We start from the raw sequence: 19,383 nt of genomic DNA on the forward strand, positions 1-19,383 counted from the left end.
TTGTTTAGTTAAAAAAAACCTTGTTCTTGAGCAAGGTTTTTTTATGGCAAAAGTTTAAAATTTAACATTCCTAGATTAAAAAAAACAAACAATAACGATATTTTTCTTACTAATTAAAAAATCAAAAAACTATTAATCAAACTGTTACATTATTAATAATAATTAATCTAAATAAACTTTGTTAAAAAGAATACAGCTATTTATCTTTGCGCCATTATTTTTAATTATTCTTAATAAACGATATGAAATACATTTTACTCATCTCAGTAGCACTTTTAAGTTTTACTTCATACAGTCAGGAATATTCAAGTACAGATAACGGAATTTCTATAAATGATACCGTAAAAAATAAAAAAGGAGAAACTCTTAACGAAGTTTTAATTACAGCGAATAAGCCTAAAAAACCAATTGAAGCCGCACGTTCAGGAATAAAAGTGATGGACTTGCCACAAAGCGTTCAAATAATTGGAAGCGAAGTAATAGAACAGCAACAAGCCATCAGATTAAGTGAAGTTGTAAAGAACTTAAACGGTGTTTATGTAGGATCTGCTCGTGGTGGTGCGCAGGAATCCTTCTTTTCGAGAGGATATGATATGTCGGCAAACAATATGTTTAAAAATGGTTTTCGTTATAACGCGGGTTCAATACCAGAAGTTTCATCTTTAGAAAAAGTTGAATTCTTAAAAGGAGGTTCAGCTTTACTATACGGAAATGTGGCACCGGGAGGTATTATGAACTTGGTTACCAAAACACCAAAATTTACAAGCGGTGGGGAAATTTCCATGCAAATGGGAAGCTACAATTATTACAAACCTTCTATTGACTTTTACGGACCTTTAAATAAATCAATAGCATATCGATTTACAGGATCTTATGAAAACTCAGAAAGCTTTAGGGATTTCGTGAAAAACGAACGTATTTACATCAACCCTTCGTTTCTTTTTCATATCTCAGATAAAACTCAAATTACATTACAAGGAGATTATTTAAGCGCAGACTGGACGCCGGATTTTGGTACGGGAATCTATGGAAAAACAATTTTAGACTTGCCTCGCAACGAATTCTTCGGAGCGCTTTGGTCGACAGCAAACACTAAATCTTCTAGTGCGTCTTTATTGTTTAATCACGATTTTAATAAAAACTGGAAATTAAATTTCAACTCTTCTTATCAATCTTACAGAAGAACACAAACCTCTACAGCGCAATTAAGTACAATTGAAACCAATGGAAACTGGAAACGCGGTTTAACAAAGTCTGATGGTGCCGAGCAAATTTTTGGTGATCAGTTAAGTTTGCAGGGAACTTTCAATACGGGAAGCATCAAACATCAAATCTTTACCGGAGCTGATTACGAAAATTCGATGGCTCCTAGTTATACGTATGGTTTTTATGCAACACCAACTGGTACAACTGCCATTACAACCGAAGCTACAGCAATAAATCTTTATACTTACGATTATAGTACACAAAGTCGTGTTATACCTTACCCAACAAGAGCAACGCAATTGGCTACTACCAATACACAGCGTTTTGGTGCTTATGCTCAGGATTTAATTTCGGTTACAAAGCATATTAAAGTTTTAGCCGGATTACGTTGGTCATGGCAGGAAAGTTATGTTACAACTTCTAAAGAAGTAGTTACAAAAGGGGTTATCACAACTTCGCTTGAAAATGCAGAAGCAGTAGAAGGACTTAAAACCGTAAACAAAGCTTTTTCTCCTAAAGCAGGATTGGTTGTACAGCCAACTAAAGATTTATCGCTGTTTGCAAGTTATTCCAACTCTTTTACCCCAAATACGGGAACTACAGCAGATTTAAAACCTTTAGACCCTTCGATTATTGATCAATATGAAGTGGGTATTAAAAAAGATTTCTGGAAAGGTTTATTGAGTACAAACGTAACCGTTTATCAAATAACGAATAACAATTTAGCGCAGACTGCACAATTTTTAGCAGATGGAGTGACGCAAAATGCTAATACTGCTATAAAAGAATTGGTAGGAGCTACAAAAGGAAAAGGGGTCGAAATAGACATTACGGCTACACCTGTTGAAGGATTGAATATTATGGCCGGTTATAGTTTTAATGAAACTAAAGTATCTAAATCATCCGGAACAAACGGAAGTCTTGTTGTTGGAGATGTATTGGCAAGAACTCCAAAAAACACTGCCAACTTAAGCTTTTTCTATAAATTACAAGACGGATTCTTTAAAGGAGTAACTTTTGGAGCTATCGGAAATTATGTTGGAGATCGTACAGGAGGCTGGAATGATGATTATTTATGGACTGCTGTTGTGCCTGCAACCAATCCGCCAACTTATACAGTAACGATTAGAGATCGCGATATTCCGTTGGAAGGATATGTTACAGTAGATGCTTCTCTTGGTTACGAATGGAAAAAATTCTCTATCCTTTGCAGATTATCAAACATTACAAATGAGCTGAATTATACTGTTCACGAAAATTATAGTGTGAATCCAATTGCGCCTCGTCAAGTCATGACAAGTTTGAGATATAAATTTTAAAATTTGAATTAGATTTTTTTTATTCCAAAGCTTTCTGCATTTCATTTTTGAAAAATAAAAGGAGTTTTGGTTTTAGATTCAAAAACCTCATTTAGCAATAGATGAGGTTTTTTGTTTTGATAAAAGAAAGTACTCTAATTATATTTACTTTTGTGACACCATTTCAATTCTAACAAAAACAAAATTCTACCTATGTCAGATTCCACAAAAAACCAATTAAAAAAAAGCCTAGGATTAAGTTTTAATATTGCAGTATTGATTGGAGGAACAATTGGAGTTGGAATTCTAAGAACACCCGGAAGTATTGCTGGTCTTCTAGAAAATTATTGGCTTATCATTGCTTCCTGGCTTTTTGGAGGTTTGTATATTTTAATTGGTGCTAATTCTTATGCTGAATTGGCTACAATGTTGCCAAAAGCGGGAGGATCATATAATTATATTAAAAGAGCTTTCGGAGATTATGCAGGATTTTTATCAGGTTGGTTTGATTATATCACAAATGTGATTCCGCCAGCTTTTTATTGCATTGTAATTAGCGAATATTTAATTATTCTGTTTCCAGATCTGCGCAACTACTCTACTGTAATGGCCATTTCATTATTAATTGCTTTTTTATTGCTGCATTTAAGCGGTGTAAAAAACGGAAGTGCTTTTCAGCAGATTACCAGTTTTATTAAAGTAATCTGTTTTGTTTGTTTAGTTGTGGCGTGCTTTATGTATTCTGGAGTAAAATTAGCACCAATTCAAACCGATAATTCCTTCTTTCAAATCGGATTAGTATTTGGATTTTTCAAATCATTGCAGCTTATCATCGGAACTTATAATGGCTGGAACAGCGTTTGCTTTTTTGCAGAAGAAAATGATGATCCGAGCAAAAATATTCCAAAATCATTATTTAGCGGTGTATTGCTTGTCATAGCGATTTATGTTTTGGTAAATGTTGCCTTTTTTTATGTGCTGCCTGTTGAAACTGTCGCTAAATCGAGCTTGGCCGCTGCCGATGTTGCTAAAATTCTTTTTGGCGAAAACGGAGCCATAATTGTAACGGTAATTTCTATTTTCTCTTTAATTAGTATTCTGAATGCTTTTATGATGATTCCGCCAAGAATTTTATACGGATTAAGCCGTGACGGATTTTTTATAGAAAAAGGAACAACAGTCAATAAAGGTGGAACTCCTATTGTATCGCTGTTAGTTTCAGCTTTTATCAGCTTATTATTAATAATCTGTATTGGTTCTTTTGAAGTCTTATTTTCATTTGCCGCTTTTATCTCTATTATTGTTTGGGGATTAGCGTATGCTTCGCTTTTAAAACTTAGAAAATCAGAACCTGAATTGGCAAGACCTTACCGCTCAGCCTGGTATCCGTGGACAACGATAATTGCTATTGTCGCTTCTATTGCTTTATTGATGGGATTTATTTACAGTGATCCTACCAGTTTTATTGTTATTATTGGAATTACGATTGTATCTTATCCTTTATTTTTGGTTTTGAAGAAGAAGAATAAAAGATAATTGTGTCATTTCCAGAAACTAGTAATAACACGCGAATTCAAGAAGGAGTGTCACCAATCTTTGTAGAGTTACTAGTGTGATTCCTCGTTCCTCGGAATGAAAAAACAAAAAAAGCTGTCCATTGGACAGCTTTTATAATAATAAAAATGTAAATCTAATTCTTACTTCAAACCAGCAATACTCTGCTCAATTGTAGCAATTTTTGCTAAAGCATCTGCTTCTTTTTGTTTTTCGTTTGCTAAAACTTTCTCTGGCGCTCCGGCAACAAATTTTTCGTTTGATAATTTTGCCTGAACCGATTTTAAGAAACCTTGCGTGTAAACCAACTCTGCAGTTAGTTTTGCAATTTCTGCTTCAACATCAATATTTCCTCCCGAAATCGGAATGAAATATTCATTTGATTTTACACGGAAAGATAACGCTCCGTCTACTTTAGCAGAAACATATTCGAAAGCTGAAATGTTTCCTAATTTCGTTACAATTGTATCAAAATAAGTTGAAATGTTCTCGCTGTTAATTGCTTTTAATTCGATAGCATCTTTAAACGGAATATTTTTATCTTTTCTGATCGTTCTAATTCCGGAAATTACTTCGATTGTATTTTCGAAATCAGAAATTAAGCTCGCGTTAAAAGGTTTTAATTCTGGCCATGTTGAAACGATTAAAGCTTCTTCTGCAGTTCTGTCAGCAATTAAATGCCAGATTTCCTCCGTTAAGAAAGGCATAAATGGGTGAAGCAATTTCAAGTTGCTTTCTAACATTTCGATTGCTTTATCAAACGTTGCTTTATCAATTGGCTGTTGATACGCCGGTTTGATCATCTCTAAAAACCAAGAACAGAAATCATCCCAAACCAATTTATAAATTGCCATAAGAGAATCTGAAATTCTGTATTTCTCAAAATTATCCTCAATATCAACTAAAGTCTGTTGTAACTTCGCTTCATACCACTCGATTGCTACTTTTGATGATTCAGGCTGTGCGATAGTTTCAGAAACTTCCCATCCTTTAATCAATTTGAAGGCATTCCATATTTTATTAGAGAACGCTTTTCCTTGGTTACATAATTCTTCATCAAACATAATGTCGTTTCCTGCAGAAGCGCTTAAAAGCAATCCTACACGAACACCGTCAGCTCCGAATTTATCGATCAAGTCTAAAGGATCAGGAGAATTTCCTAATGATTTAGACATTTTACGACGTTGTTTATCACGAACTAAACCAGTCAAATATACATTTGTAAATGGTTTTTCGCCTGCATATTCATAACCTGCGATAATCATTCTCGCAACCCAGAAAAATAAAATATCTGGACCTGTTACCAAGTCATTTGTTGGATAGTAATATTTGAAATCTGGACTTTCTGGATCCATAATTCCACCGAAAACTGACATTGGCCACAACCAAGATGAAAACCAAGTATCTAGAGCATCAACATCTTGTTTTAAGTCAGCTGTTGTAAGTGAGTTGTTAGATGTTTTTTCTTTTGCTAAAGCTAAAGCATCTTCGATATTTTCAGCCACTACAAAATCTTCTTTTCCGTCTCCGTAATAATAAGCCGGGATTTGTTGTCCCCACCATAATTGACGAGAAATGTTCCAATCACGAATATTATTTAACCAGTGCGCATAAGTGTTTTCAAAACGTTTTGGATGTAATTTAATATCTCCTGTTTCTAAAACAGACTTAATTGCCGGTTTTACCAATTCTTCCATTTTCAAGAACCATTGATCCGATAATCTTGGTTCGATTACAGCTTTTGTTCTTTCTGATGTTCCTACTTTATTCAAGTGGATTTCTGTTTTTGCTAAAGCTCCAATTTCTTCTAATTCTTTTGCAATTTCAGTACGAACTACGAAACGATCTTTTCCTTGATAATGCAATCCGAAACTATTTAAAGTTGCATCTTCATTAAAGATATCAACGATTTCAAGATTGTGCTTCTCTCCTAACGTTTTATCGTTCATATCGTGCGCCGGAGTTACTTTCAAACATCCGGTTCCGAATTCTACATCAACATATTCATCTTCGATAATCGGAATTACTCTTCCACAAATTGGAACGATCGCTTTTTTACCTTTTAAATGTGTAAAACGCTCATCGTTCGGGTTGATACAAATTGCAGTATCTCCGAAGATAGTTTCTGGACGTGTTGTTGCAATCGTCAAGAAATCTTCTGAACCTTCAATTTTATATTTTAAGAAAAATAATTTTCCTTGTTGTTCTTCGTAAATAACTTCTTCGTCAGATAAAGTTGTTTTAGCTTCTGGATCCCAGTTCACCATTCGGTATCCTCTGTAGATTAATCCTTTGTTGTATAAATCTACAAACGATTTAATTACAGATGCAGACATATCTGGATCCATTGTAAATTTGGTTCTTTCCCAGTCGCACGACGCTCCAAGCTTTTTAAGCTGATCTAAAATTACCCCACCATATTTATCTGTCCATTCCCAAGCGTGCGCCAAAAATTCTTCACGCTTTAAATCATTTTTATTGATTCCTTCTGCTTTTAATTTTGCTACAACTTTTGCTTCAGTTGCAATAGAGGCGTGATCCGTTCCCGGAACCCAGCAAGCATTGAAACCTTTAAGACGTGCACGGCGAATTAAAACATCCTGAATAGTATTGTTCAGCATATGTCCCATGTGCAATACTCCAGTGACATTCGGCGGTGGAATTACAATAGTATAAGGTGTTCTATGATCTGGCTCAGAATGAAAATAGTTATTTTTCATCCAGTAATCATACCATTTATTCTCGATCGTCTTAGCGTCAAATTGTGCTGGAATTGTCATTTTATAGTGGATATGTTTAATCGTTAATTTGTTGATTTGTTAATATCTGATTTGTTTATCAGTTCTTTATTAATCGTTATTTTGCGAATTAATAAAAAGACAAACAGTCAAACAAAATAAACCAAAAAAAACTTTGGTTCAATTTTTGTAATTATAATTGACAGCAAAAGTAAATAATTAAAGACACTATAAAAAGCGATTTAATAATTTGTGTGTTAATTAAAAGAATGTATATTTACTTACAACTTAAAAACAATTTCAAAATGAAAAATGTTGCCTCTTTTATTGCTATCGTATTGTTTAGTGCAATAGGTTATGCACAAAACGGCCCAAAAATTGAATTTGCAGCCCAAGATAATACTATTGATTATGGAAAAATTTCTAAGAGTGACAACGGAGTTCGCTCCTTTGAATTTACTAATACCGGAGATGCGCCTTTGCTTATCCTTGGTGCAGAATCAACAGTAAGTTCTATTATTGTTACAAAGCCTGCGACAGCTGTAATGCCAGGAAAAAAAGGAAAAATTGATGTTAAGTATAATATGGTTTCTGGTCCTATTCGCAAAACAATAACAGTTGAAACTAACGCTGTCAATTATCCTGACGGAAGAGTAGCCTTAAAAATTAAAGGTGAAGTTTTATAAAAAAATTAAAGTTTAAAATAGCAAAAGCCGTTTCTTGAATAAGAAACGGCTTTTTTTGTTTTTCTCTGATCCGTTTTTATTTTTCAACGCAATCAACAGTTTCAAATTTATATTTTACGCGGTCAAAATCGATAGGCTTATCTTTAACCAAATAAGTTACTCCCATAGTAGTCTGCATTGTTCCGTTTCCTAAAATAAGCTGTTTGTCTTTTTTAAGAAATGCCATTGGGTTCTTGAAGGTTTTATTTTTATTAGTTACTTCAATAAAAGTATAATCTACAAATAAGGTATCACCATGAAATTCTCCACTGATTTCACCAGTTTTCTCCGTTGCTGCAGCTGCCTTCATTACCATTTTTCCACTTATTTTACCGCTTTTTAAAGTATTCAATTTTAAATCAATAGTATCTTTTTCATAAATGGCTTTGTAACATTGGGTACTTACAACCTTTTCAGCATCGGCAGGAACAGCATCAACTTTTTGGCTTTGCTCTTTTTTACAGCTTTGAAATCCTATGCAAGCTAAAAGCAAACAAGGTATTACTAGATTTTTCATAATTTATTATTTTAAGTAGATTGTTATCTTATAAAATTAAATAAAAAAGAAGCCAAAAAAAAGGCTTCTTAATTAAAATCGTATTTTTTAATTCATTATAAATTTTTAATTACAAATTCACTTCTTCTGTTCAATTCGTGGTCTTCTTCAGAACAAGCATCATCTGTTTTGCATTTCACAATTGGCACTGATTCGCCATAACCTTTAGCAACAACTCTTTTTGCATTTATACCTGACTCTATGATAAATTCTCTGGTTGAGTTGGCTCTTTTTTGAGATAGATTTTCATTAAACTTAGCATTTCCACGTGAATCTGTGTGTGAGCCAATTTCAATAACCATATCAGGATATTTATTCATCAAAGCTACTACTCTTCCTAAAACCACTTTAGATTCTTTACGAATGTACCACATGTTGTAATCAAAATAAATAGGATCTGTTTTAATTATCAGCCTGTCTTTATTATCTTTTACTACATCTTTTTCCTGTGCAATAATTTGTTTTACTTTCTCTTTTTTCTTGGCTTCTGCCGCAACGATTTCATCTGCTTTTGCCTTTTTAGTTGCTTCATTTAAAGCAATAATAGCCAATGCATCTTTTTTCTTCTTTTCTTCTTCTAGAATAATTTCTTGTTTTCTTTTATTCTCAGCAATTTCTTTTTCTTCTAATTTTATTGCTTCTAAAGATTTCAATGCTAAAGAACCGTCATTCGTTACATTTCTAACTTTTCCTATTACAAAAGATTTAGATTCGTTAGTATATTTTTCTTTAAAAGCTACAACGCTATACGAACTTTCGCAGGCAACTGTAAAACTGAATTTTCCATCTGCCGAAGTTGTAATAGTATTTAAAGTATTTTTGTTTGCATCTTGTAAAATTACCGTCGCATTTTCTAGAACTAAATTAGTATCAACGTCTGAAATTGTACCAGCAATAAACTGTTTGCAGTCTTCTACAATTAAATCTTTAATTTCTTTAAATTGATAAATATCGTCTTTTCCCTTTCCTCCTTCTCTATTTGAAGCAAAATAGCCTTCTTTTGTATTTGAATCAATATTAAATGAAAAATCATCTAAATTAGAGTTTAGTGGTAAACCAATATTTACCGGTTCAGAATACTCATTCCCTTTTATATCAGAAACAAAAACATCAAGTGATCCGTACCCTAAATGTCCATCTGAAGAAAAATATAGCTTGTTGTCATTTGAAACAAACGGAAACTGTTCTCTTTTTTCTGTATTAACAATTGGCCCTAAATTTCGAGGCGTATCATATGCTCCTTTATTAATATTTACCGAGTAAATATCAAAAGAACCTATTGTTCCTGGCATATCAGAAGCAAAATACAATACTTTTTCATCAGCACTTAAAGCTGGGTGTTCTACAGAATAATTTGGACTGTTGAATGGAAGCGAAACAATATTTTTCCATTTTCCTTCAACCAACTCCGCTTTAAAAATTTGAAGATTTGAAACTTTTTGATCATTTCTTTTCTTCGTTCCGTTTTTAGAATTATTACGCGTAAAATAAACGGTCTTGCCATCTTTTGTAAAAACAGCGTTTGCTTCGTGCATTCCTGTTTTTAATTCATCAGCAAAATAACTAACAAGTACATCTGGAGTATTTATACTTTCAAGTGGAACTGAAACTAAATTCAAATATGTTTCATTATCCCATTTATATTTTTTATCAAACAATCCTGGTTTTAGCTTTACGCCAGCAAATACTAAATTGCCGTTAAACTTTACAGCTCCAAATTCAGAATTTGGTGTATTTATAGCCAGATTTTTAATCTCAAATCGATTTCCAATAGCCGAAACATTTTCAAGCTCTTTCAGTTCATTTCTAAAATAAATAGAGTCTTTGCTTGTAGTTGATTTTGCATAATACTCTTTTAAGACTGCATTTGCATCAGCATAACTATTGCTTGCTTTTAAAGTTTGAGCATATCTAAAATAGTATTCTCTATCTAAATTTTGATTGTAATTCTGAACTAAAAGACGATAATAACGCTGTGCCTTAATCAAATCATTTGTGTAATAATAAGAATCCGCCAAGTTTTTTATTACTTCTTGAGATGGACTTTCGTCAGCTAATTTTTGATATAAAAGAATAGCCTCACTGTAATATGTTTTATCAAAAAATCGCTTCGCTCTTGTTAACTCTTTGCTTTGGGCGTTTATAAACTGTATTGAAAATACGAATATAATAACTAGTAGTTTTTTCATATTTTTCATTTTAAAAGAATCTAGGTGATTTATCATATCCTTTTCCTAATAAATCTAAATCAAAAAGAAGCATAATTTCATGCGTTCCAGAATTAAACTGACCTAAGTTTGAAAGTGTATAATCGTATGCATAACCAACTCTCAAAGAAGGCGTAACATTGATATTTGCTAAAGCACTTATACCATCATTAATTCGATACGCTGCACCTAACTCAAATTTTTCATTGTATAAAACATTAGCCGTAATATCTACAGAAACCGGAGCACCTTTGACAAATTTTGCCATAGAAGCAGGTTTGAATTTCCACATATCATTAAGCTGAAAAACATATCCGGCGGTTAAGTAAGTATGAATTTCTTCAGATCCGTAAGCGTTTATTCCTGATTTTTCTTCAATTTGTTTTGATTTTAACAAATTGGGAGCTGATAATCCTACGTAGAAATTATCTCTAAAATAGTACGCGCCTATTCCAATATTTGGTTTAGTTACGTTGATATCTTCTGCAAAAGCTGCATCGGTTGCTGCGTTTCCGCTTTGGAGCACAAATCCGTTAAAATTAGTCTGCAAAGCTGAGAAACCTGCCTTAAGTCCGAGGGAAAGTTTATTTTTTCCGCCTAAATTCAGCACATAAGCAAAATCTGCATAGAAATTATTTTCTTTTTTGGCTCCGTCACCAATATCATCAGATACTAATGACAACCCCACTTCTATTTTTTCGCTTAAGGCAGTATGTCCGAAAAACGTGAAAGTCTTTGGTGCTCCAACTGCTCCAACCCATTGTGTTCTGTACAAGCCTCCAAAATTCATCATAGCCGGAGTTCCAGTCGCATACGCCGGATTTACAACACTCATATTATACATGTAGTGTGTATATTCAGGATCTTGCTGGGCGGAGGCTGTCGTTATGTAAAAAAGAAAACTTATAAAGAATATTATTTTTTTCATTTGAAAATTGTATTAAATAATGTAAAACGGAATTATCTATTTAAATAAAGGCGGCCTTGTTTAGGAGGCTTGTTATCTTTATTAAAATGGAGAACATAAAAATAAACTCCGTTTGGCGCAATTCCATGATTTAGGCCTTGCGTTTCATAATTTAATCCGTCCCAGCCTGGTTTATCTTTTCCGCCTCTGTACATCCCGTTTCCATATCTATTGAAAATTTCAATAATATAATCAGGATACAGAAAGTCAATATCCGGAATAACAAAAACATCGTTTACTCCATCTCCGTTTGGTGAAAATCCATCAGGAATAAAGAAAGTACTAGGCACTTCAGGACAATTAGTTAGTGAAACTATAACTTTCAGGCTATCAAAAGAACGACAGCTTGGTGTTGCTGTTGAAAAATCGTATCCAATATATTCCTTTTTATCAATTAGAGGATTTGTTGACGCCTGTAAAATTCCATTCGAATCGTACCAAACTATTGAAGATGATGCGTTTGTATTATTCGATAAATCGGCAATAGTTGGTGAGTCTAATCCGCAGAATTTTTCCCCATCCTGATTTAATTCAGGAGCCGGAATATCATTTAAAGTAACTGAAATTTTTGTTGCCTCAGATGTACATCCCAAAGCAGTTTCTTTCACATAATAATCTTCTGATTTTAATAGATAAGCACTTGCAAGAGGCGTTGTTGCAGTGGCAGAAATGTACCAGCTAAACTGCGCACCATTTGGCACTAAATTGGCAACGGTAGGGAGATCATATTTACAAAAAGATTGATTGACAGCAACTGGTGCAACTGGAATAGGATTCAATGAAAAAGGATCAGACGCTCCGGTAACATCAGCAGAACAGCCTGTAACATTGTTGATTAAATTTGTAACTGTAGCAGTTGTCAAGCCAGTATTTAGAAGCAAATTTGCTGGAATTGTAAAGGTAGCATTTCCGTTTACAGGACTTAAGTCAATTGTCTGCACCGTGGCTGTATTACTGCCAGAAAGGACATATGATAATTTTACATTCGTTAAAGTTCCTAATCCTGAAACTGAAGCGTTCACTGGAGATCCTAAGCAAATAGCATCAGGAATCTGTATTTTTACATTCGACGCATTTGGAAGTGAATTTACAAGCAAATCGCCTCTTATATTAGCGGTATTTGTACATCCTCTAATTCCAGAATCTACATGTGTTATATTAGTGATAACAATTACACTGCCACCACTTTGAGAAGTTAGAGAAGACGGGATCGTAAAAGGTGTGGCAATACCACCAGTAAAAGTAATTTGAGCTGAAAGTGAAGATCCATTATTGACCCCTGAAACATTATAAAGAATTTCATAAGTACCATCTCCCATTCTATTCGCATCATATATATTTACTGAAGGACTTGTGTTCTGGCAAGTAGTTACTGTTGCAATTTTAGCTCCTATTAAATCAGGAATTGGAACTATACTCAATACATCTGACAAATTCATTATATTTTGACATGCTTTAGCACTATCAGATAAATACATATTATAAATACTTACTGTATAATTTCCAATTTGTTGAAAATATTGAGACTTAATTGGAAAAATAAGAATTCCATTAGTAAAACTTGCTTCTATAATCTCTGAACCTCCATTTCTTCCAGAAACAGTAAAACCGACAATGTATTTTCCATCAGGAATTACAGCTGTTTTTCGATCAATTGTAACATAATAAGTAGCTGTTGCAATTTCAGTTTCACAGATATCAGAATTCACTTTAATAGTAGCCCCAGTAAAATCTAGCTTTTTTTCAATTATTATTTGAACAGTAGCTTCGTCATCTGAGCAAATAGAATTTTTTGTAGATAAAACTTTATATTTAAATCTATAAGTTCCTAATCCAAACTTGTTGAATATTTTTTGAGCATCAACAAAGTGATCTCCAGTAAAAGTTAGCTCGCCTGTACCGCTTTCATCTGTCCATGTACCATCAGGATCTTGTCCAGAAAGCAAACTTTCCAAATCTACATTCGTATAACCTGATAATCCGTCTGTGGAGCATAATAGTAAACTTGTTGCATCTCCCGCTTCAGGTGCTTCAAAAATAGATATTACCACACTTGATGAAACTGCTGGGCATGTACCAATAGCTGGCATTGTATAAGTAAATGGATAATCTCCTTCTTTTAATCCCTCAACATTAATATAGGATACACCCGGCGGCAAATCTTCATTTTTAGTATCATCATGCCATATTCCATTAGATTGGGCTCCTAAATAAAGACCGTTAAAAGCTTGAAAAAGATTATACATTTTAGTAGAAGTACAGACAACTGCATTAGAAGGAACTCCTGCATAACCACCTACTGTTACTGTTACTGTTGCGGCATTATCAGGACAAAGACCAATTCCGTCAACTGTATAGGTATAATGATATATACCACTTCTGCGGATTTGCTGTACATTTAAAACTCCTGTAGTACTATTTAGTCCCCCCGAGCTATTATCATCGTTCCAAATTCCTCCAGTAAGTGGCGATCCTGTTAATTTACTGAATAGATCAATTGTCTTACTGCTGGGATCTGTAATATTACAAACAGTAAATTGTCCGTCTTCACCTGCACATTGTGCAGACATAGTATTGGGCATTAAGGATAAAAAAACAAAAATTAAGGTTATTTGTAAGAAATTAATGTATTTTTTGGCCATAAAGTTATATTTTGCTATAAACTTAATAAATTAATACCGCTAGATAAACAAAAAAACGATTTTAACAGTTAAATTTTCACAAAATTTAATTAATATCAAAAATTAGCTCATAATATTAATTTAAAAATCAAAACAAGTTTTATATTAAAAACATCTTTTACAATTCATCTTCTAATTTAAATCTAAATTTTAAGACCAGACTATTTCTTTCTACTTCCATTGTTATCCAGACATCATCTTCTGATTTTAAGAGATTATTCAACTGTTGAAGAGAATATTTATAGGGCAAAGTATTGTTTATGCTTACTATAATATCTCCTTTTTGCAAACCACATTTTTCAGCAGTAGAATTTTTACGAATATTTACAATTTCGTATACTGGTTTTAATGAAAATTTGTATTTAAAATTATCATCATTTTTAGCATCATAACCCACATCTGACATAGAATTAACCACTTGTACTGTCTCTAAATGAACCGTTTCCTGTACCCACTGCAAACCATTATGCTGAATGGTAATCCCACTTTTATTATAAGTAAATGGTTCTGAAAATTTATTGTTTTTTTTGAGATAGAGTTTTTCGTCTGTGTAATCCAAAACTAAAGTGAAGCGTTTTAAAACTTCTCCTCCTATCGAACCTATTCGACCAGGAACCATTGCAACATTTCGGATAGAAGTCGAATCTGGAAAAGAAACAATCGGATTTTTAAAGTCGAATTCATCTATTGAAATTTTGGCAATCTTAGCCCGGTGACCTTCAATATCGCCACTAAAACCTTTTCCTAAAAAGTCAGGAAAATTCTTTTTAGGCAATTTGATTTTATTATTTTCGAAAATCCAAAACGCATCACTATTTCCAATATCAATAAGTAATTTAGCTGATACACTAACGCTATCCACAATTGCTGTAGTAGTGATGTAAGGCTTAGATTTTTCGATAGAAATTGGAACCGATTTGAATTTTTTTTGCAATTTTTCCTTAATTTTTCTATCGTTTTGATATACGTATACCTTTTTCTTTAGATAATTAATTTCTACCAAATTGTTTTTAAAAAATTTATACCCAATTATGCCGTTTACCGGAATTCCGATGTGTGATGATAAATTAAAATTTTGATCTAAAATAATATAGACCAAATGATTTTTAGAAATTAAACCATGCGTTTCTAAAATATTGTTAGTCGATTTCAACCCTTCTATTTCCTCTTCACTTCCTAAACCTCTTAATCTTATTTTTTCAACATTATTAAAGCTAACCTCTTGTTTTTCTTCCATACTAAACAAAATAGTTTCCTCTACACCAGAATCAAGTAAGAAATTCAATTCGACTCCATTTACTTTTATCGGAATAAAAACAAGATTATTTATCAATTTAAAAGGAATTGTAGTCTTAGTACTATAACCTGCAAGGTTAAAATCCTCTTGAGCATAACTGTTAAAAGACAAGAAAAGCCCAAAAAACAATACTAAATATTTTTTCATTTATGGTTTTTATTATAAAATTACTAAAAATAATGTTAATTGTTACATTTTTACGAGTACCTCTAATGTTTAGATTAAATTCGAAAAAAAAATGCAAATTTGCACTTCAATAATTTAATCTCATGCCAACAATTTCAAACAAAGGCAGAAACATGCCCGAATCTCCGATACGCAAGCTTGCACCTTATGCAGATATCGCAAAGCAAAAAGGACACAAAGTGTATCATCTAAACATTGGTCAACCGGATATCAAGACACCCGAAGTGGCCATCGAGGCGGTAAAAAATATTGATTTGACTCTTATAGAATACAGTCCATCTGCCGGATATGAAAGTTATAGAAAAAAATTAGCGAAATTTTACCAGCGCCAAAATGTAAACGTAAACGCAGAAGACATCATTATTACTACTGGTGGCTCTGAAGCCTTGTTGTTTGCACTGGCCACTATTACAGATCCTGGAGATGAAATCATTATCCCAGAACCTTTTTATGCTAATTATCATGCGTTTGCATCGTCAACGAGCGCAACAGTAATTCCTGTTATTTCTACAATTGAAAGCGGATTTGCCTTGCCAAGTATTGAAGATGTTGAGAAATTGATTACACCAAAAACTAAAGCAATTTTAATTTGCAATCCAGGTAATCCAACAGGTTATCTATATTCAGAAGCTGAAATTAAGCAATTGGCAAGCTTGATCAAAAAACACGATTTGTATCTAATTGCAGATGAAGTATATCGTGAATTTTTATATGATGGAGATGATGTGCACTATTCAGTAATGAATTTAGAAGATGTACAGCAAAATGTAATTATGGTAGACTCTGTTTCAAAACGCTATAGTATGTGTGGCGCAAGAATAGGCTGTTTAGTTACAAAAAATAAAGATGTGCTGTCAACCGTAATGAAATTTGCACAGGCTCGCTTGAGTCCACCAACAATTGAGCAAATTGCATGTGAAGCGGCTATAGATACACCTCAGAGTTATTTTGACGAAGTAATTGCAGAATACAAAAGCAGACGTGATACTTTAATTACAGAATTAAATAAAATCGAAGGCGTAATAGTTACCAAACCAAAAGGAGCCTTTTATTGCATTGCTCAATTGCCAATCGAAAATTCTGATTATTTTGCGCAATGGCTTTTAGAAAGCTACGATTTGAATGGAGAAACTGTCATGGTCGCTCCTGCAGCTGGTTTTTATTCCACTCCAGGAATGGGACTCAATCAAGTAAGAATAGCTTATGTATTGAATAAGCAAGATTTAACAACAGCTGTTAATATTTTAAAAGAAGCGCTTTTAGCTTATAAAAAAAGATAAAAGCTAACAAAATAAAATCTTAAAAGGCAATAATGTATTACCTTATTGCCTTTTCATGTCTAAAAAAACTTCCTTTTTATTTTATTTTAAATTATATCCTAAAAGGAGCAATTAAATAGTAAAAACCATAGAAAAGGTTTCCTTTTTATTAATTATCTTTACCGCCTTAAAAAGATATACCCATTATAATAGTAGTTTTTAATGATAAATAACGAAGATTTTTTAGACGAAATTGGTGACAGTCATTTCAGCAGCAACGCGAAAAACCCTGTAAGACAGGACGCTTTTGACTTAAGCGATGACGAAAAAATAGAAAAAATAAAAAAAGATGTCGAAAACATTCTCCAAACACTTGGAATGGATTTAACAGATGACAGCATAAAAGGTACTCCAAACCGAGTAGCAAAAATGTTTGTAAAGGAAATTTTTGGTGGTTTAAATCCTTCAAAACAACCAAAAGCATCAACTTTTGAAAATAATTACAAATACGGTGAAATGTTAGTTGAAAAAAACATTACCGTTTATTCTACCTGCGAACACCATTTACTTCCAATTATTGGAAGAGCTCATGTAGCTTATATTTCAAGCGGTAGAGTTATTGGTTTATCTAAAATGAACCGAATTGTAGAATATTATGCAAAAAGACCTCAAGTGCAAGAGCGCTTAACAATGCAGATTGTTCAGGAACTTCAAAAAGCTTTAGGAACAGAAGATGTTGCCTGCGTTATCGATGCAAAACACCTTTGTGTTAATTCAAGAGGAATTAAAGATATCGAAAGCAGTACAGTTACATCTGAATTTGGCGGAAAATTTAAAGACCCTCAAACTAAAAGAGAATTTCTAGATTACATTAAATTAGAAACTCAATTTTAGTTTATCTCGTTACCACCAACCAAATCAGATATAAACAATTAAACGATTAAACAGCAAAAATAAATATGCCTTTATATACAAGTCAACATCTAAAAATATACAATTCACTTTCGGGTGAAAAAGAAAATTTCAGCCCAATTCATGAAGGAAATGTTGGAATGTATGTTTGCGGACCTACGGTTTATAGCAATGTACACTTAGGAAATGTTAGGACTTTTATGTCTTTTGATGTAATATTCAGGTATTTTTTGCATCTTGATTATAAAGTCCGCTATGTTCGAAATATTACCGATGTTGGTCATATTGTAGACGATGTTGATGAAGGTGAAGACAAAATTGCAAAAAAAGCACGTTTAGAGCAGTTAGAACCAATGGAAGTTGTACAGCGATATACTGTTGATTTTCATGAAATCCTAAAAGCTTTCAACTTTTTACCGCCAAGTATTGAGCCAACTGCTACGGGACATATTATAGAGCAAATAGAAATTATCAAAAAGATTATTGATACCGGAATTGGCTATATTGCCAACGGTTCAGTTTATTTTGATGTGGTTAAATACAATGAAACAAACAATTACGGAGTTTTAAGCGGCAGAAATATCGAAGACATGCTTGCTAATACCCGTGATCTTGATGGCCAGTCTGACAAGAGAAACCCACAGGATTTTGCACTTTGGAAAAAGGCAGAACCAGAACATATCATGAGATGGCCTTCACCGTGGAGCGATGGTTTCCCTGGATGGCACTTAGAATGTACTGCAATGAGCACAAAATATTTAGGAAATCATTTTGACATTCACGGAGGCGGAATGGATTTAAAATTTCCTCACCACGAATGTGAAATTGCTCAAAACGAAGCTTGTACTGGTCAATCACCAGTAAATTACTGGATGCATGCCAATATGCTTACTTTAAACGGTAAGAAAATGGCAAAATCAACTGGAAATAATATTTTGCCAGGTGAAATCTTAAGCGGAGACAACAATATTCTAAGCAAAGCTTTTTCAGCTTCTGTAACACGTTTTTTTATGCTGCAGGCACACTACAGAAGTATTTTAGATTTTTCTGATGACGCCATTGTAGCTGCAGAAAAAGGTTATAAAAGATTGATGGAAGCTGTTGACGCATTACCTAGTATCTCAGCAAGTCCGACTAGCTCTCTAGATATTGCTTCTTGGAAACAGTTGTCTTACGATGCTATGAATGACGACTTTAATACACCTATTTTAATTGCACAATTATTTGAAGCAGTTCGATATATCAATTTATTGAAAGAAGGAAAAGAAACTATTTCTGCCGAAGATTTAAAAACATTTTCGACAACAGTAAATGCTTTTGTTTTTGATGTTTTAGGCTTGAGCGATGACAAGGCTTCTGACAGTCATAATGATAAATTAGAAGGCGTTGTAAACATGCTTATCGGAATGAGAAATCAAGCAAGAGCTGATAAAAACTTTGCCCTTTCTGATCAAATTCGTGATCAATTGATTGCTTTAGGCATTCAGCTGAAAGACGGAAAAGAAGGAACAAGCTTCTCTATATAATTTATTTAGCATCTAATAAACCATGAAAGCAACTACTCCATTTGTTTTATTAGTTCGGTTTTATCAAAATGCAATTTCGCCATTTACTCCCGCATCATGTCGCTTCGAGCCAACGTGTTCGAGCTATATGATTGAGGCACTGCAAAAACATGGGTTATTCTACGGAGGATACCTTGGAGTCAAGCGTATTTTAAGCTGTAATCCTTGGGGAAAAACAGGATATGATCCGGTTCCTGAGAAGAAATGTTCACATAAACATTAACTTTTTATA

The 19,383-nt window shown here is 33.3% G+C and carries 13 protein-coding genes; 7 read left to right on the top strand and 6 right to left on the bottom strand.

Annotated features, from left to right (window positions below; translation table 11 throughout):
* Window positions 1-242 precede the first annotated feature (242 nt).
* Together IR010_RS05095 and IR010_RS05100 are read left to right on the top strand one after the other, a co-directional pair.
* Window positions 243-2,525 (top strand): TonB-dependent siderophore receptor, encoded by a 2,283-nt coding sequence (locus IR010_RS05095; RefSeq protein WP_194602122.1) that lies wholly within the window; start codon window positions 243-245, stop codon window positions 2,523-2,525.
* 192 nt (window positions 2,526-2,717) lie between these two features.
* Window positions 2,718-4,040, top strand: a complete 1,323-nt coding sequence (locus IR010_RS05100) for an APC family permease (protein ID WP_194602125.1) — start codon at window positions 2,718-2,720, stop codon at window positions 4,038-4,040.
* 161 nt (window positions 4,041-4,201) lie between these two features.
* Here the strand turns inward: IR010_RS05100 and IR010_RS05105 are convergent, their stop codons facing one another.
* The gene (locus IR010_RS05105; protein WP_194602128.1) at window positions 4,202-6,838 is read right to left on the bottom strand and encodes a valine--tRNA ligase; all 2,637 of its coding nucleotides are present in this window, start codon (window positions 6,836-6,838) and stop codon (window positions 4,202-4,204) included.
* 263 nt (window positions 6,839-7,101) lie between these two features.
* Between IR010_RS05105 and IR010_RS05110 the strand changes: the two genes are divergently transcribed.
* Window positions 7,102-7,482 (top strand): DUF1573 domain-containing protein, encoded by a 381-nt coding sequence (locus tag IR010_RS05110; RefSeq protein WP_194602131.1) that lies wholly within the window; start codon window positions 7,102-7,104, stop codon window positions 7,480-7,482.
* A 76-nt stretch (window positions 7,483-7,558) separates the two neighbouring features.
* Here the strand turns inward: IR010_RS05110 and IR010_RS05115 are convergent, their stop codons facing one another.
* The 5 genes from IR010_RS05115 to IR010_RS05135 all read right to left on the bottom strand — a co-directional run bounded on the left by IR010_RS05115 (window position 7,559) and on the right by IR010_RS05135 (window position 15,376).
* Window positions 7,559-8,038: a hypothetical protein gene (locus tag IR010_RS05115; RefSeq protein ID WP_194602134.1), complete on the bottom strand. Its 480-nt coding sequence runs from the start codon at window positions 8,036-8,038 to the stop codon at window positions 7,559-7,561.
* Between the two features lie 95 nt (window positions 8,039-8,133).
* Complete coding sequence (locus IR010_RS05120; RefSeq protein WP_194602137.1) at window positions 8,134-10,266, bottom strand: OmpA family protein; 2,133 nt, start codon at window positions 10,264-10,266, stop codon at window positions 8,134-8,136.
* Between the two features lie 10 nt (window positions 10,267-10,276).
* Window positions 10,277-11,212 carry a type IX secretion system membrane protein PorP/SprF gene (locus IR010_RS05125; RefSeq protein WP_035666693.1) on the bottom strand — a complete coding sequence of 312 codons (936 nt, stop codon included), beginning with the start codon at window positions 11,210-11,212 and terminating at the stop codon, window positions 10,277-10,279.
* A gap of 32 nt (window positions 11,213-11,244) precedes the next feature.
* Window positions 11,245-13,821, bottom strand: a complete 2,577-nt coding sequence (locus IR010_RS05130; protein WP_228515096.1) for a gliding motility-associated C-terminal domain-containing protein — start codon at window positions 13,819-13,821, stop codon at window positions 11,245-11,247.
* 229 nt (window positions 13,822-14,050) lie between these two features.
* On the bottom strand, window positions 14,051-15,376 hold the full coding sequence (locus IR010_RS05135; RefSeq protein WP_029268805.1) for a PDZ domain-containing protein: 1,326 nt from the start codon (window positions 15,374-15,376) through the stop codon (window positions 14,051-14,053).
* Window positions 15,377-15,498: 122 nt separating this feature from the next.
* On the opposite strand from IR010_RS05135, the gene IR010_RS05140 reads away from it, so the two are divergent.
* The 4 genes from IR010_RS05140 (at window position 15,499) to yidD (ending at window position 19,374) form a co-directional block, all read left to right on the top strand.
* The gene (locus IR010_RS05140) at window positions 15,499-16,695 is read left to right on the top strand and encodes a pyridoxal phosphate-dependent aminotransferase (protein ID WP_194602142.1); all 1,197 of its coding nucleotides are present in this window, start codon (window positions 15,499-15,501) and stop codon (window positions 16,693-16,695) included.
* A gap of 201 nt (window positions 16,696-16,896) precedes the next feature.
* Window positions 16,897-17,568, top strand: a complete 672-nt coding sequence (folE, locus tag IR010_RS05145; protein ID WP_029268801.1) for a GTP cyclohydrolase I FolE — start codon at window positions 16,897-16,899, stop codon at window positions 17,566-17,568.
* Between the two features lie 65 nt (window positions 17,569-17,633).
* A complete protein-coding gene (cysS, locus tag IR010_RS05150; RefSeq protein ID WP_194602145.1) occupies window positions 17,634-19,112 on the top strand; it encodes a cysteine--tRNA ligase in 1,479 nt (492 codons plus the stop codon).
* A 22-nt stretch (window positions 19,113-19,134) separates the two neighbouring features.
* The gene (gene yidD, locus IR010_RS05155; RefSeq protein ID WP_082447120.1) at window positions 19,135-19,374 is read left to right on the top strand and encodes a membrane protein insertion efficiency factor YidD; all 240 of its coding nucleotides are present in this window, start codon (window positions 19,135-19,137) and stop codon (window positions 19,372-19,374) included.
* Window positions 19,375-19,383: the final 9 nt, after the last annotated feature.

This window comes from Flavobacterium sp. MR2016-29 (assembly GCF_015350695.1).
In the GTDB taxonomy this organism is placed as follows: domain Bacteria; phylum Bacteroidota; class Bacteroidia; order Flavobacteriales; family Flavobacteriaceae; genus Flavobacterium.

Coding starts and splice junctions, on each gene's coding strand:
- IR010_RS05095 (WP_194602122.1), top strand. CDS start 243: ATGAAATACATTTTACTCATCTCAGTAGCACTTTTAAGTTTTACTTCA.
- IR010_RS05100 (WP_194602125.1), top strand. CDS start 2,718: ATGTCAGATTCCACAAAAAACCAATTAAAAAAAAGCCTAGGATTAAGT.
- IR010_RS05105 (WP_194602128.1), bottom strand. CDS start 6,838: ATGACAATTCCAGCACAATTTGACGCTAAGACGATCGAGAATAAATGG.
- IR010_RS05110 (WP_194602131.1), top strand. CDS start 7,102: ATGAAAAATGTTGCCTCTTTTATTGCTATCGTATTGTTTAGTGCAATA.
- IR010_RS05115 (WP_194602134.1), bottom strand. CDS start 8,038: ATGAAAAATCTAGTAATACCTTGTTTGCTTTTAGCTTGCATAGGATTT.
- IR010_RS05120 (WP_194602137.1), bottom strand. CDS start 10,266: ATGAAAAAACTACTAGTTATTATATTCGTATTTTCAATACAGTTTATA.
- IR010_RS05125 (WP_035666693.1), bottom strand. CDS start 11,212: ATGAAAAAAATAATATTCTTTATAAGTTTTCTTTTTTACATAACGACA.
- IR010_RS05130 (WP_228515096.1), bottom strand. CDS start 13,821: ATGTCTGCACAATGTGCAGGTGAAGACGGACAATTTACTGTTTGTAAT.
- IR010_RS05135 (WP_029268805.1), bottom strand. CDS start 15,376: ATGAAAAAATATTTAGTATTGTTTTTTGGGCTTTTCTTGTCTTTTAAC.
- IR010_RS05140 (WP_194602142.1), top strand. CDS start 15,499: ATGCCAACAATTTCAAACAAAGGCAGAAACATGCCCGAATCTCCGATA.
- folE (WP_029268801.1), top strand. CDS start 16,897: ATGATAAATAACGAAGATTTTTTAGACGAAATTGGTGACAGTCATTTC.
- cysS (WP_194602145.1), top strand. CDS start 17,634: ATGCCTTTATATACAAGTCAACATCTAAAAATATACAATTCACTTTCG.
- yidD (WP_082447120.1), top strand. CDS start 19,135: ATGAAAGCAACTACTCCATTTGTTTTATTAGTTCGGTTTTATCAAAAT.